Below are 13,801 nucleotides of genomic sequence, written 5' to 3'. Positions count from 1 at the left end.
AGTTTGTTTTGCTTGTACTGACTTAAACGACTTCTTCTCATAGGGATTATTCTAACCTGAAATTAGATTTCCCTAGTTATCTAGTACAGCCCCTTATTTTCAGTAATTAAAATTTTAGGCATTTTATAGCTCCATTAATCTATACAAGTCATCATCCAATTTTGCAGTTTCAGGTTTTGCAATATCTATAGCCATTCCTTTTTCTAATAAGGCGATGGATCATATGCATCTGGTACTCTTAATAACGCACCGCCTGTAATTTGCTCATTTTCTAAAAATTTAATTTTAGTTCTAATGTGAATTAATCGCCCCCTAAACTACTAATCCAACGGTCTGCACTGCCCCCCATTTTGTGATGTTCTTTGGCTTTGTTAAATTGCTCAGTTAGTTGAGTTTCACGCGGTTTTAAGATTTCTAAAAAAGATTCTAAACCTTTAATATAGATGAGTTCTTTACATGTTTCACAATCCCCATGATACGTGCAAGGAGACCTGGCATAAAATACAGAAAATAATCAAAACCAACACTTTAGTCCAATAGGGGCATTTTTATGAAAAACATCCACACTTTTGTCTACTACACCAATGAATTGGCAATCAAAGTATTAGGGATAGGTTTATTTAGCCTTTTGATTTGCATAATACCCGCCTAATCTCACCGCTTGCAATAAAAAATCAGGGCGTTTTAAACGCCCTTTTTCGGATATGCCTATTTTTTCTTCGCATATTTGAGCGAGTCAATCGCCACGGCGAGAATGATAATGCTGCCTTTGATGATGTATTGCCAGTACGGATTGACGCCGATGTAGGTTAAGCCGTAGTTGATGACGGTGAAGATGAGTACGCCGGTAATCACGCCGATAACTGTGCCGACCCCGCCGGCAAAGGAAACACCGCCGACAACGCACGCCGCAATCGCATCCAGTTCATACATAAAGCCGAGGTTATTGGTGGCACTGCCGATACGTCCGGCTTCCAGCATTCCGCCGAAAGCGTAGAACACACCGGCGATCATATAAATTGCGACTAAGTTGCGGGCAACGTTTACCCCCGATACTTTTGCCGCTTCCGGATTACCACCAATAGCAAAAATATTTTTGCCGAAGCGGGTTTTGTTCCACATTATCCAAACCAAGAAAGCGGCAATTGCGGCGTAAATGGTGATGTAGGAGAGGTTAAAGCTGCCGATGCGGAAGAAGCCTTGCGCAAAGGCGGAGAAATTTTCGTTGAAGCCGGCGATAGGCGATGAGCCGACCGCATCATAATAGAGAGAGTTAATTCCATAGACGATAATCATCGTCCCCATTGTGGCAATAAAAGGGGTAACGTTGAGATAGGCGATAACTAAGCCGTTTACCAAACCGATAATCGCTCCTACGGCACAAACGGCAAGAATTACCACAGGAATAGGGATTTCCCCTAAATTGGGGAACACTTTGTTCATATTATCCATTGCTTGCAGCAGTGTGGCGGAAATCACGGCGGCTAACCCGACTTGGCGACCGGCGGAAAGGTCAGTACCTTGGCTGACCAATAAGCCGGCAACCCCAAGGGCAATGATCAGGCGGACGGAGGATTGGGTCAGAATGTTACTGAAATTGCGTAAACTTAAAAAGCTGGGATCTTGGGCGATGATAATCGCTAATAAGATCAGCAGCACAAAATAGATCGCATTTTGTTTGAGAAAATCGAACGATTTATTGGGTGTCAGAGCAGACATAATTCTTTCCTTCTATAAATATTTGGCGGCGAGCTGTAAGATTTCTTCCTGTGAGGTCTGTTTGGTTTCGACAATGCTAGCAACTTTGCCGTTGCTCATCACTAAAATGTGGTCGGTTACCCCCAGCAGTTCAGGCATTTCCGAGGAAATCATAATAATGCCTTTGTCTTTTTGTGCCAGTTGCATAATCAGTTGGTAAATTTCATATTTCGCCCCAATATCAATGCCTCGGGTCGGCTCGTCCAGCATTAAGATTTCCGGTTGGGTGAGTAGCCAACGCCCGATAATCACTTTTTGCTGATTACCGCCGGAAAGCGAGCCGATCGTGGTTTTGTGGGAAGGCGTTTTTACATTCATTGCATCAATTACCCATTGGGTATCGCTTTTCATTTTGCGGTTACTGAGTAATCCAAGCGAACCGATATAGGATTTCATATTGGAAATCAATGAGTTAAATTCAATGCTTAGGTTGGCATAAATGCCGGTGGAGCGGCGTTCTTCGGTAACTAATGCAAAACCGTTATTGATGGCATCTAGGGCGGTTTTATTTGCCATTTCCTTGCCGTACAGTTTTACCGTACCGCTTTGGCGTTCCCGTACGCCGAAAATCGTTTCAACAATATCGGTACGTTTTGCGCCGACCAAACCGGCAATGCCGAGAATTTCGCCTTTACGCAATGTGAAACTGACATCTTGAATGGACGGTTGGTTGAGTGCAGTGAGATGCTCGATTTCTAAGATCACCTCTTTCGGCTGATTGGTTTTAGGCGGGAAGCGTTGGGTCAGCTCACGCCCGACCATCATTGCTACGATACTGTCCATCGTGCAATCTTTGACGGGTAGTGTGTTGATCCATTTGCCGTCCCGTAAAATCGTGATTTCATCGCAAATTTTGAAAATTTCGTCCATTTTGTGCGAAATATAGATGATCCCGCAGCCACGGTTTTTCAGCTTTTCAATGATTTTAAACAGATGCTCGACCTCTTTTTCCGAGAGAGAGGAGGTCGGTTCGTCCATAATCACAATTTTGGCGTTGTAAGAGAAGGCTTTAGCGATCTCGATCATCTGCATTTGCGAAACGGATAGGTTGGCGACTTTTTCTTTCGGGTCGATCTGAATATCCAGCTCATCAAAAATCGCTTTTGTGTCTTGATACATTTTACGATGATCGACAAAAACGCCTTTTAGCGGATAGCGCCCTAGCCAGAGATTGTCCATCACGCTGCGTTGGCGGACGAGATTTAGCTCTTGATGCACCATTGAAATGCCGTTTTCCAACGCTTCTTTCGAGGTTTTGAAGTTGATCGGCTTGCCTAGAAAGAGAATATCGCCCTCATCTTTTGCATAAATGCCAAATAAGCATTTCAGCAGTGTCGATTTGCCCGCGCCGTTTTCGCCCATTAAAGCGTGAACGGAGTGGGATTTGACGGTGAGATTGGCATTATCCAACGCTTTCACGCCGGGGAATGATTTACTCACATTCGACATTTTCAGCAAAATTTGGCGGTTTGGTTGTATGTCTGTTGCCATATTTACCTCAGATCAATAAGGGGAAAGCCAACCACCTCCCCCTTAATCGTTTAATGATGTATGATCATTATTTTAAAAATTCGGCTAAATTATCCGCATCAATGCCAACGTACGGAATCCGCACAATGCGATCTTTTAAGATCCACTGCGTGCCTTCGGTTGCCGGTTTGCCTTTGGCTAAATTGTCGGACATTTGCACAATCGCTTTCCCTTGGGTAACGCCGTCATTTAAAACAGTGCCTGCTAACTCGCCTTTTTTGATAAGCTGCAAGGCTTCAGGCAGGGCATCAACCCCGAAAATCGGCAATTTTTTGCCGTGTGCTTTAGTGGCTTCTAATGCGCCCATAGCCATACCGTCATTATTGGCGATGATGACTTCAATATCTTTGGCTTTCGAGCTGGATAACCACGCATCCGTTTTATCTTTTGCCAAAGCAGCGTCCCACATTCCGGTGTCGATAAAGAGTTCTTCCGTCGGAATGCCTAAGCTGTTTAATTGCTCGATCACATATTTAGTGCGGGCTTCGGCATCAGGGTGTCCCGGTTCGCCTTTGAGTAAAACATATTGAATTTTGCCGTCTTTGTTCAAATCAAGTGCCGGATTGGCTTTCCACTGTTTCGCAATTAAATCCCCTTGAATAACGCCGGATTCTTGCGGGTTAGTGCCGACATAATAGGTATGTTCGTAGCTTTGGATTGCATTTTCACCCGGATCTTTATTAAAGAAAATCACTGGAATATTTTCCGATTTTGCCTTGCCGATAATGGTTGGGGCGGCAGACGGATCGACCAAGTTAATCGCTAATGATTTCACGCCTTTAGAGATCAACACATCGACCTGATCGTTTTGAATGGATTGCGCATTTTGCGAATCGTTCATCAGTAAATCAATCTCTTTATATTGCTTGGCTTCTTTTTCAATCTCTTTACGCATTAGCGACATAAAATTGTCGTCATATTTATAAATGGTAACGCCGACACGGTTTGCCGCTTGAGCCGTGCTTGCCATAGCACCGAATCCGATTGCCAAAATCAGAGAACTTAACAAGGTTTTTTTCATAATAGACTCCACAGGAATGGTCAAAATAGCCTGTTTTACCGGCATATATGCTTAAAATGCCACGGGAAAACGGAAGATAGTGTTTGAATGATACGGCAAAATCACAAAAAAGAATGTGATCTGATCCACATTTTTCAGATTTTCTTGACATTAATTGAAAGAAGAAAATCGCCTAAACGGTGGCGAAGAGCGGTTTGTTCCGCTTTGTGAAGCTGATACTGACGGCGTTCAAGGTAAGGGGAAAGTAACGTTTGGGCGGCGGGGAAGTGGGCGGCAAGGCGGCACAATGCGGCATAGCAGGCACTGAAAGTCCGTTGAGCAAAGGCAAAGCCATTGATATTTTGCCAATCGGCTTCCGTGAGCGGTTGCGGCTCGGCAAGCGGTCGGTTGAGTGCGAATTGTTGCAAAGCCGCCGAAAACGGCAGAAGCGGGAAATCCCGCTCAAATTGTGCGGTGGCTTGCTGCGTAAACTGTTTGCCTTGCTCGGACAGGGGCAACAGCATCATCGCACTATGGCAACCGCTGCTTGCCTCAACGGTAGGCGTGATCTGCACCAACTGGAATCCGCACTGTTGCCAAAAATGCAATAGCCCTTCATTCAGCCCAAAACTGACCGAGATAAAATCCACAAGCGGATCGATTTGCGAGATAATCTGCGAAACTAACCGCTTGCCGTAGCCTTGCCGTTGTTGCGTCGGCTGCACCGCCAGACGGGAAATCCGCAGGGAACGTAGGCGACAGGCAAGGGGAAGATTGCCCTGAAAGCAAAGATATTGGGCAACTAAATTGCCGTGCGGGCGGCGTTCGCCCCGCCAAATAGCGTGGCTGAGAGAAGCGTCTAAATGCCCCTCCGGTATCGCCCACGCCGCCGCAACCGTCTTTTCAGCCTCAGAAATGGCATAAAATTGCTGATCGGGGGCGTCAAATAAACGGCGGAGATCGGTCGGGGTAGTTTTGTAATGGGCATCTGCCAGCAGTTGATAAAAGGCGAGCTTGTTGCAAATTTCCGCCCCAAAGTGACCGCTTGTGTCGGGTGGTTCGAGTAGTAACAGTTGATTAATAAAGGTTTCCAGCGGATCATTTTGATCCCAACGTAGCGGTTGGTTGAGCGTCCAATGGTATGTCGGACGCTGAAGCTGCGGCAGGAGTTTTTGCGGAAAGCCCCGCCCTGTGCCTTCGTAATGGTGCGTAGTGCTAGTGAGTACCACCTTGTCAAAATAATCGCAAAAGTGGCGGAGTTGAGGTAGCGGTAGGCTGGCGGCTTCATCAATAAATAACCATTGTTGAGGGGAAATCTGCTGCGATGCGATCAGTTGAAGCAGTTTATCCGGTGCAAAAAAGATCAGCCGTTCCTTGTCAAGCTGTCGCCAAAAATTGGGCAGTGCCGTGTGGCTACGAGCGGTGATCAGCACGGAATGGGTATGCGACAGGCGGTGTGCCAATTTACCGGCAAGGGTCGATTTCCCCCGTCCTCGTGGGGCGGTGATAAAATGCAGGTGCGCTGAGTGGTGCGGCAGCCTGTCGAAAATGATCTGCTGTTCGGGGGTGAGATGCTCAATCGGCGTGGCGGGAATATTGCAAAAATCTTGGCTAATCCGCCCGCTTGTTTCAATCTCAAAACCAAAGGCATCAATCAGCCCTTTGAAATAGCGGTAAAAAAGCGGTGTGGCTATCGGCTCTCCCGCGTGCCAGCGGCGGCTGTCGTTATCAATCTGCTGTTCAAGTTCGTGCCAAGCGGGGCAGAGCAAGTAGAGCGTGCCGCCCCGTTGAATTGTGCCGGCAACAATCGCCAATGCGTCTAAGTTTAAACATACCCCTTGCGCTGTGCGCATATCATAAACAGCACAGGGAAATTCCTGTCCCAGTAACGTTTTGGCGTTGCTAAACGGAATGAGCGGCGGCAGGTGATCCGCCGTTTGTACGGCTAAATACGGCACGCCGTTCGGCAGGCTACTATCGTCCAATCGGGTTAGGATCACCAATTTCCGCATTAGAGAATGCCTTAGGCGATTTTTTCCGCTAAATAGGGATCGTTAAAGCCCAAACGTTGCATAATGCGGGTTTCGAGGCTTTCCATTTCTTCAGCTTCCTCATCAGTTAAGTGATCGTAGCCGAGCAGATGCAATGTGCCGTGTACGGCTAGATGTGCCCAGTGTGCCTCAAGAGGTTTGTTTTGCTCAACCGCCTCACGCTCGACCACTTGGCGACAAATCACCAAATCGCCCAACAGTGGCAGCTCGATCCCTGTCGGCATTTCAAAGGGGAAAGAGAGCACGTTGGTCGGCTTATCTTTGCCACGGTAAGTCGCATTGAGCATTTGGCTTTCCGCTTCGTCCACAAGGCGGACGGTGATTTCCGTGTCGGGATAATCGGGCGTGCCGGCTTCAAGGGCAAGGGCTTGATTGACCCACTGCTCAAATTGGGCAGCAGTGGGAAGGTTATCCTGATTTTCACAGGCAAGTTGTAAATCAATATAGAGTGTCATTGCAAAAAATTCCTGAAATTAGCCCGCTTGTTGCCATTTTTGAGCGGCGATTTGGTCGCTTTCCCGCCCTTCAATCCAGCGTTCGCCCTGCGGTGTTTGTTCCCGTTTCCAAAAGGGGGCTTGGGTTTTCAAATAGTCCATTATCAATTCATTGGCAGCGTAGGCATCGCCACGGTGAGCACTGCTGACCCCGACCAGCACAATTTCATCTCCGGTCGTGAGTTGACCGATGCGATGAATGACGGCAACTCGTTGTAATGCCCAACGGCTGCGGGCGTGTTCGACAATCTCCCGCAGGGCTTTTTCCGTCATTGCGGGGTAATGCTCCAGATACAGTCCGGACACGCTATCGCCCAAGTTCATTTCCCGCACTTTGCCGATAAACAGCGTGGTTGCGCCGACCGAGTGGTGTTCGCTCAACCAGCGGTAAATGCGGTTTTGGTCGAACGGTTCGGCTTGCACTTGGATAAGGGTTTGTTGCATTTAACCCCCTGTTACCGGCGGAAAAAAGGCGATTTCATCACCGTCTTTAATCGGGGTGTTGAGCGGCGAAATTGTTTGGTTGATCGCCACTAATAATTTGCCCTCGGTGAGCGCCAATGCCCAGTTTTTGCCCCGCTCGCTCAGTTGTTGGCGGAGTTGCTCGGCGGTTTCGACATCTGCCGCCAATTCAAGCTGATCGATGCCGATCAGCTCACGGGTTTGGGCGAAAAATAAGACTTTAATCATTTTAGCTCCGTGTTTGCCACAAAATCGCCGGATTTGCCGCCGCTTTTGTGCAGTAATCTAACGTGTTCAATCACCATATCTTTTTGTACCGCTTTGCACATATCGTAGATTGTAAGGGCGGCAACGCTGGCGGCGGTAAGGGCTTCCATTTCCACCCCTGTTTTGCCGCTCAGTTTGCACAGGGATTCAATCCGAACTTGGCTACTGTGCGGCAGGGCTTCAAGCTGAATTTCTACTTTTGAAAGCAATAACGGGTGGCAGAGCGGAATCAGTTCCCACGTTTTTTTGGCGGCTTGAATGCCGGCAATGCGGGCGGTAGCAAAGACATCGCCTTTGTGATGATTGCCGGATAAGATCATTTCCAGCGTGGTTTGGTTCATTGAAATTAAGGCTTCAGCACGGGCTTCCCGCACGCTGTCGGGCTTGTGGGAAACGTCCACCATATTGGCTTCGCCCTGTTGATTGATATGGGTAAAAGTTGTCATTGTCGTTTAAACCTTATATTGTACGTTTGCAAGCGGTGCGATAGGGGAGATTTCTTGCAAAATCGTATTTTTGTCAAAAATGCGTGCCTTCCGACCGCTTGTCAGCCACCAATCGAGGCGAGGTGGTTGCGAATGCCGCTGTCGCCTAAATGTAAATAATGATGGGCTCGTTTTGTTTGTAGCGCGGACTTTAAGCGGGCTTCAAGCTGGGAGCGTTGGGCGTCCGATTGGAGTAGATCCCGAAGATCAACGCCCTCTTCTCCGAATAAGCATAAATGCAACTTGCCGTTGGCAGAAACACGCAGGCGGTTGCAATCGGCACAAAACTGCTTCGCATAGGGCATAATCAGCCCGATTTCCCCTTGATAGTCGGGGTGCGCCAACACTTTTGCCGGCCCGTCCGAGACCGCTCTAGGCTGTAATTGCCACCCCTCTTGCAAGAGTCGATCTAAAATCGCTTGCCCTGACAGATGTTGCCGTTGAAAAAAGTGATCCATTTCCCCCGTTTGCATCAGCTCAATAAAACGCATTTGGATCGGGCGATGTTTGATCCAAGCCAGAAAACCGTTCAAACTATGAGCAGTATATTGCTTCATCAGCACTGCATTCACTTTGACTTTGCGGTAGCCGATTTCAAACGCCCGATCAATACCGGCTAACACGGCGTGCAGTTTGTTTTCGCCGGTAATTTGGTGGAATTGGCGGGAATCGAGGCTGTCCACGCTCACGTTTAAATGGGTGATGCCCGCCTGCTGCCACAACGGTACGTCCCGTTGCATTCGATAGCCGTTGGTGGTTAAGGCAAGTTGCTGAATGCCGGCGGTGTGGGCGATGTGGCTGGCGACATCAAGAAAATCTTTGCGTAACGTAGGTTCGCCGCCGGTTAAGCGGATTTTTTGTGTGCCGAGATGAGCAAAAGTGCGCACAAGGCGTTGAATTTCATCCAATCGGAGAAAATGCGGGCGATCGGCAGGGCGTTGATAACCGTTCGGCAGGCAATAGTTGCAACGAAAATTGCAGACATCGGTAATCGAGAGCCGCAAATAGACGTATTGTCGTTGAAAACGGTCAATCAACGCAGAAAGCGGCTCTGCGTCGAGAGGTTTAATCTGGATACTTTGCATTTGACACCTTTCTAAAGGGAGAGGACGGCCCATTTCTCGGCAATCCCTGTGTAACAGCGTTACAGGCACAGTTTCCATATCTGACGACTTAGGAAAACAGGCTCGGAGTCGGAAAATAGCAATATTATGTAGCCGTTGCACAAAGTTGTTTTTTTTTCGCCTGTAGGGACACACTGGGTGTGTCCGGATTTTAACCTATTGAAATAACTTGATTTTTAGAAAGGACACACGCAGTGTGTCCCTACATTCTGTTAAAATGTCTATTTTTGTGCATTTGCGACATAATACCGGAAAATAGTGTCTATTTTAGTGCTCAAAATCGGATTAGGCAAGGTGCGATGAACCGCTGTTTTGCATTTCAAGCGGGCTTAAATTAGAATAGCGTGATACTTTCAGCGATTGAGGAAAGCAAATGAAATTTGTCAATACACTTTTATTGGGCGGCTTACTGGCGCTATCGGCAAACGGCTTCGCAAGCCAGTGGGAAAAAATCACTAAGCCGATCGCCGGCAAAGCGCAGTCAATCGGCGGTTATAGCAACGGTTGTATTATCGGTGCACAACCGTTGGCATTAAAGGGTGAAGGCTATCAGGTGATCCGTTCAGTGAAAAATCGTTATTACGGTCATCCGCAACTGCTGAGCTATTTGCAACAGCTAGCCCAAAATGCCAAAGCAGCAGGGATTCCGCCAATTTTAATCGGTGATATGGGAATGCCGGCGGGCGGGCGTTTTTCCTCCGGACACGCCAGCCACCAAACCGGCTTGGATGCGGATATTTGGTTGCGTTTCGGGCCGATGGACGATGCCACCGCGCGTAATCCGGCAGGGTTGGCAACGGTAATGGTCGATCACGCAGCAAATGTGGTGAACGAACGGTTATGGACAGCACATCACACTAAATTATTGAAGTTAGCGGCGTCCGATGGGCGAGTGGATCGCATTTTCGTCAATCCGGCAATTAAGGTGAAATTGTGCCAATCGGCAGGGGCGGATCGGGAATGGCTACGCAAAATCCGCCCGTGGTATGCGCACGATGCACATTTTCACGTCCGTTTGACTTGTCCGGCAGATGCGGCAAACTGCGAAAATCAAGCACCTGTACCGGCGGGCGATGGTTGTGGCGCGGAACTCTATTCGTGGTTTGAGCTGGCAAAACCGTCCGGTAAGCCAAAAGCCAAAGTGATCCCGCAACCGCCGCAGCTTTGCCAAATGATCTTATCGTCTCAAGGGCTATAATCCACATAACGTGGCGGCAACGCCACGCATCATCGTACTTATTATGCGTCTATTTATTGCCGAAAAACCCAGTTTAGGGCGAGCGATTGCCGATGTGCTGCCGAAACCTCATACACGGGGAGACGGCTTTATTCAGTGCGGCGAAGGAAATACGGTAACCTGGTGTATCGGGCATTTGCTGGAGCAAGCCGAGCCGGACGCTTATGATGCCCGCTTTAAACAATGGCGAATGGAACATTTGCCGATTGTGCCGCAACAGTGGAAGTTGATCCCGAAAAAAGAGACGCTCAAGCAGTTTAAGGTAGTCGAGAAACTGATTAAACAAGCCTCCGTTTTGGTTCACGCCGGCGACCCTGACCGTGAGGGGCAACTGTTGGTTGATGAAGTGTTTGGCTATCTTCATCTGTCTGCAGGGCAAAAGGCACAGATTCAACGTTGCTTAATCAGCGATCTCAATCCGAATGCGGTGCGTAAAGCGATTGAAAAATTGCAATTTAATCGGGATTTCGTCCCGCTTGCGACCTCCGCACTGGCAAGGGCGAGGGCGGATTGGCTATACGGTATCAATATGACCCGCGCTTACACCTTGCAAGGTCAGTCGGCAGGCTATCAGGGCGTACTGTCGGTCGGACGGGTGCAAACCCCGATTTTGGGCTTAATCGTCCGCCGAGATTTAGAGATCGAACACTTTGTGCCTAAGGATTATTTTGAAGTGCTTGCCCATATTCTCGTGCCGGAAACGCAAGAACGCTTTCAGGCACAGTGGCAGCCGAGCAAAGCCTGCGAAGATTATCAAGATGACGAAGGTCGGGTACTTTCCCGCGCATTAGCGGAAAATGTCGTCAAGCGGATTACCAATCAACCGGCAGACGTGGCGGATTACCAAGATAAAATGGAAACGGAAACCGCCCCTTTGCCTTATTCCCTATCCGCATTGCAAATTGATGCGGCACGCCGTTATGGTCTGTCGGCACAAGCGGTGCTGGATATCTGCCAAAAACTGTATGAAACCCACAAGTTGATTACTTATCCCCGCTCCGACAACCGCTATTTGCCGAAAGATCATTATGGCGAGCGGTTGAAGGTAATGGCGGCAATTGCCCACCATTTGACCGAATATGCCGAAAAGCCGGCGGTGGTTGATCCTAATCGTAAAAACCGTTGTTGGAACGACAGTAAAGTTGAAGCTCACCACGCCATTATTCCGACCGCACGGCAAGGGCAGATTAAATTAACTGAGAATGAAACACGCATCTATCGGCTTATCGCTCGCCAATATTTATTGCAATTTTGCCCTGATGCTGAATATCGTAAAAGCAAAATCTCGCTGGTGATTGCCGGCGGGCAGTTTGTGGCGCAAGCCCGCAATTTGATTGTTGCCGGCTGGAAAGCCTTATTAGGTAAGGAAGATAGTGATGAAATCGCCGAGCCGTTATTGCCGGTGGTGAAAAAAGGGCAGCGGTTACACTGTGAAAAGGGGGAAATTGTCAGCAAAAAAACACAGCCGCCCCGCCATTTTACCGATGCGACACTACTCTCGGCGATGACTGGGATTGCCCGTTTTGTACAGGATAAACAACTGAAAAAAGTCTTGCGGGAAACGGACGGATTAGGGACGGAAGCAACGCGGGCAAGCATTATCGAGCTTTTATTTAAGCGGGGATTTCTGATTAAAAAAGGGCGAAATATCCATAGCACCGAAGCGGGCAGAACTTTAATCCAAGCCCTGCCGGATATTGCGACACAACCCGATATGACGGCTCATTGGGAAATGCAATTAACGGATATCAGCAAAAAACAAGCGAGCTATCAGCAGTTTATGCACCATTTAGTTCAGGATTTACCGGCACTGCTGATTTCACCCCAACGGCAAATTTTGCAAAAATTAGCCCAAATCCAACCGCTTGCAAAAGGAAACAAGCGGTCGTTTAAATCGAAAAAAAGCCAAAGTGTCGAAAAATAAATCGAACAGGTGAAAACTGTCAAATTCCGCTTGCAACGCCATCTCGAAACCGATATGATGCACGCCATCGAAACAAATTCCGCCGCAAGCGGAATTTTATTTTGACAGAATTAAGAGAAAAGAATGTTAATTAACGTACTTACAATCGTTTATCTTCTCGTTGCGATTTTGCTTATCGGTTTCATTTTATTGCAACAAGGCAAAGGTGCAGATGCAGGCGCATCATTTGGTGCAGGTGCAGCGGGAACAGTATTTGGTTCAGCCGGTTCAGCCAATTTCTTATCAAGAACAACGGCAATTTTAGCCATTATCTTCTTCGGCGTTAGTCTTGTAATCGGCAACCTAAATGCGCATAATATCGCACCGAAAAGTCAATTTGACGATTTAAGCCAAGTCGAGCAGAAACAAACTGTGCCGACTAAAACAGAAAATAACGATATACCGCAATAAAATTTAGAATTTAACGCTCTGGTGGTGGAATTGGTAGACACGCTATCTTGAGGGGGTAGTGTCCAGAGGATGTGCGAGTTCGAGTCTCGCCCAGAGCACCATTTGACATTTCGTAGCTTATCGTAAGCACGCGAAAAATCCTTAGAAAGCCTTGAAATTCAATGTTTCAGGGCTTTTTTCTTATCTTAACCTTTCGCAATTTATCGTGGTTAACCACAAATTTTAGTAACCAAAATAGTAACCACGCTTTAAAATGGTTACATCAATTCATTTATTCAGTATAAAGGCGGATTATATGGCTAGACTGGTTAAACAATTAACAAACACACAAATAGACAAAGCTAAGCCAAAAGAACAAGAATATACCTTGCCAGATGGTCAAGGAATGTTCTTGCTTGTTCTTCCTAGTGGTAATAAAAGTTGGCGGTTTAATTATGTTAGCCCTATAACAAATAAAAGGACTAAATGTTCGTTGGGGCGGTATCCTGAAATTTCACTTGCTCAAGCCCGTGCCAAACGAGAAGAATTTAGAGTTTTATTAGCTCAAGGAATAGATCCACAAGCAGAGAAACAGCGAAAGCAAGAAGAAGCCGAAAGTCAGCTTAAAGATACATTCTATTTAGTCGCAAAAAGCTATTTTGGCGGTATTTATCAGCAGAAAGCCAAAAATCCCGAAACTCGTGAAAAGAATTGGGCAAGGCTCGAAAATCACATTTTCCCGTATATTGGGGGCTTACATATTTCTGAAATCAAGGTAAAGCTATTGGTTGATGTTTATGGCAACGTTGCAGACCGTAGCAATACATTGAAGAAATTACATCAACTTATTACGGCAATAATGGATCACGCCATAACTAAGGGCATTATAGAAAGCCATAATTGCCACCTAGCCGTTAAGAGTTTTCATTTGAAGGCATCGACGCTGTTAATGATCATGCAAAAATGCGCCAGGCTGATGCAGTAAGATCATCGAAAAGTGATCCACTGCATCTTTTGATAAACTCCTTGTTATTTAAACA

13 protein-coding genes, 1 tRNA gene and 1 riboswitch are annotated in these 13,801 nt (G+C 47.2%); of the genes, 5 read left to right on the top strand and 9 right to left on the bottom strand.

Annotated elements, in window-relative coordinates; all coding sequences use genetic code 11:
* Positions 1 to 708: 708 nt before the first annotated feature.
* From mglC to moaA, 9 genes are all read right to left on the bottom strand, one after another.
* Positions 709 to 1,719, bottom strand: coding sequence for a galactose/methyl galactoside ABC transporter permease MglC (gene mglC / locus RO21_RS11520; protein ID WP_047977923.1), 1,011 nt, complete (start codon positions 1,717 to 1,719; stop codon positions 709 to 711).
* A 12-nt stretch (positions 1,720 to 1,731) separates the two neighbouring features.
* Positions 1,732 to 3,249, bottom strand: coding sequence for a galactose/methyl galactoside ABC transporter ATP-binding protein MglA (gene mglA / locus RO21_RS11515; RefSeq protein ID WP_047977922.1), 1,518 nt, complete (start codon positions 3,247 to 3,249; stop codon positions 1,732 to 1,734).
* Positions 3,250 to 3,316: 67 nt separating this feature from the next.
* Positions 3,317 to 4,309, bottom strand: coding sequence for a galactose/glucose ABC transporter substrate-binding protein MglB (gene mglB, locus RO21_RS11510; RefSeq protein ID WP_047977921.1), 993 nt, complete (start codon positions 4,307 to 4,309; stop codon positions 3,317 to 3,319).
* Positions 4,310 to 4,443: 134 nt separating this feature from the next.
* A complete protein-coding gene (locus tag RO21_RS11505; protein WP_047977920.1) occupies positions 4,444 to 6,300 on the bottom strand; it encodes a GNAT family N-acetyltransferase in 1,857 nt (618 codons plus the stop codon).
* 11 nt (positions 6,301 to 6,311) lie between these two features.
* Positions 6,312 to 6,794 carry an rRNA maturation RNase YbeY gene (gene ybeY, locus RO21_RS11500; RefSeq protein WP_047977919.1) on the bottom strand — a complete coding sequence of 161 codons (483 nt, stop codon included), beginning with the start codon at positions 6,792 to 6,794 and terminating at the stop codon, positions 6,312 to 6,314.
* 18 nt (positions 6,795 to 6,812) lie between these two features.
* Positions 6,813 to 7,277 (bottom strand): molybdopterin synthase catalytic subunit MoaE, encoded by a 465-nt coding sequence (gene moaE, locus RO21_RS11495; RefSeq protein WP_047977918.1) that lies wholly within the window; start codon positions 7,275 to 7,277, stop codon positions 6,813 to 6,815.
* Positions 7,278 to 7,523: a molybdopterin synthase sulfur carrier subunit gene (gene moaD / locus RO21_RS11490; protein ID WP_047977917.1), complete on the bottom strand. Its 246-nt coding sequence runs from the start codon at positions 7,521 to 7,523 to the stop codon at positions 7,278 to 7,280.
* Complete coding sequence (gene moaC, locus RO21_RS11485; protein WP_047977916.1) at positions 7,520 to 8,008, bottom strand: cyclic pyranopterin monophosphate synthase MoaC; 489 nt, start codon at positions 8,006 to 8,008, stop codon at positions 7,520 to 7,522. Before moaC ends, moaD begins: the two co-directional genes overlap by 4 nt.
* A gap of 101 nt (positions 8,009 to 8,109) precedes the next feature.
* Entirely contained in the window at positions 8,110 to 9,132 is a 1,023-nt protein-coding gene (gene moaA / locus RO21_RS11480) for a GTP 3',8-cyclase MoaA (RefSeq protein ID WP_047977915.1), read from the bottom strand.
* Positions 9,121 to 9,252, bottom strand: a riboswitch (molybdenum cofactor riboswitch). Its footprint overlaps the gene before it by 12 nt.
* A 292-nt stretch (positions 9,253 to 9,544) precedes the next feature.
* On the opposite strand from moaA, the gene mepA reads away from it, so the two are divergent.
* The 5 genes from mepA to RO21_RS11455 all read left to right on the top strand — a co-directional run bounded on the left by mepA (position 9,545) and on the right by RO21_RS11455 (position 13,746).
* Positions 9,545 to 10,369 (top strand): penicillin-insensitive murein endopeptidase, encoded by an 825-nt coding sequence (gene mepA / locus RO21_RS11475; RefSeq protein WP_047977914.1) that lies wholly within the window; start codon positions 9,545 to 9,547, stop codon positions 10,367 to 10,369.
* A gap of 43 nt (positions 10,370 to 10,412) precedes the next feature.
* Complete coding sequence (locus RO21_RS11470; RefSeq protein WP_047977913.1) at positions 10,413 to 12,332, top strand: DNA topoisomerase III; 1,920 nt, start codon at positions 10,413 to 10,415, stop codon at positions 12,330 to 12,332.
* Positions 12,333 to 12,455: 123 nt separating this feature from the next.
* On the top strand, positions 12,456 to 12,782 hold the full coding sequence (secG, locus tag RO21_RS11465) for a preprotein translocase subunit SecG (RefSeq protein WP_047977912.1): 327 nt from the start codon (positions 12,456 to 12,458) through the stop codon (positions 12,780 to 12,782).
* Between the two features lie 15 nt (positions 12,783 to 12,797).
* A tRNA-Leu gene (locus RO21_RS11460) sits at positions 12,798 to 12,883 on the top strand.
* Between the two features lie 194 nt (positions 12,884 to 13,077).
* Positions 13,078 to 13,746 (top strand): integrase arm-type DNA-binding domain-containing protein, encoded by a 669-nt coding sequence (locus RO21_RS11455; protein WP_053067782.1) that lies wholly within the window; start codon positions 13,078 to 13,080, stop codon positions 13,744 to 13,746.
* The last annotated feature ends 55 nt before the right edge of the window (positions 13,747 to 13,801 follow it).

Origin of the sequence: Muribacter muris, assembly GCF_001038205.1 — a bacterium.
Lineage (GTDB): Bacteria > Pseudomonadota > Gammaproteobacteria > Enterobacterales > Pasteurellaceae > Muribacter > Muribacter muris.
Note: the sequence above shows the minus strand (reverse complement) of the source record. Positions and strands in the feature narration are given on the sequence as shown.

What these genes read in the sequence shown, in the direction of transcription:
- mglC (WP_047977923.1), bottom strand. Translation starts at nt 1,719, where the DNA reads ATGTCTGCTCTGACACCCAATAAATCGTTCGATTTTCTCAAACAAAAT.
- mglA (WP_047977922.1), bottom strand. Translation starts at nt 3,249, where the DNA reads ATGGCAACAGACATACAACCAAACCGCCAAATTTTGCTGAAAATGTCG.
- mglB (WP_047977921.1), bottom strand. Translation starts at nt 4,309, where the DNA reads ATGAAAAAAACCTTGTTAAGTTCTCTGATTTTGGCAATCGGATTCGGT.
- RO21_RS11505 (WP_047977920.1), bottom strand. Translation starts at nt 6,300, where the DNA reads ATGCGGAAATTGGTGATCCTAACCCGATTGGACGATAGTAGCCTGCCG.
- ybeY (WP_047977919.1), bottom strand. Translation starts at nt 6,794, where the DNA reads ATGACACTCTATATTGATTTACAACTTGCCTGTGAAAATCAGGATAAC.
- moaE (WP_047977918.1), bottom strand. Translation starts at nt 7,277, where the DNA reads ATGCAACAAACCCTTATCCAAGTGCAAGCCGAACCGTTCGACCAAAAC.
- moaD (WP_047977917.1), bottom strand. Translation starts at nt 7,523, where the DNA reads ATGATTAAAGTCTTATTTTTCGCCCAAACCCGTGAGCTGATCGGCATC.
- moaC (WP_047977916.1), bottom strand. Translation starts at nt 8,008, where the DNA reads ATGACAACTTTTACCCATATCAATCAACAGGGCGAAGCCAATATGGTG.
- moaA (WP_047977915.1), bottom strand. Translation starts at nt 9,132, where the DNA reads ATGCAAAGTATCCAGATTAAACCTCTCGACGCAGAGCCGCTTTCTGCG.
- mepA (WP_047977914.1), top strand. Translation starts at nt 9,545, where the DNA reads ATGAAATTTGTCAATACACTTTTATTGGGCGGCTTACTGGCGCTATCG.
- RO21_RS11470 (WP_047977913.1), top strand. Translation starts at nt 10,413, where the DNA reads ATGCGTCTATTTATTGCCGAAAAACCCAGTTTAGGGCGAGCGATTGCC.
- secG (WP_047977912.1), top strand. Translation starts at nt 12,456, where the DNA reads ATGTTAATTAACGTACTTACAATCGTTTATCTTCTCGTTGCGATTTTG.
- RO21_RS11455 (WP_053067782.1), top strand. Translation starts at nt 13,078, where the DNA reads ATGGCTAGACTGGTTAAACAATTAACAAACACACAAATAGACAAAGCT.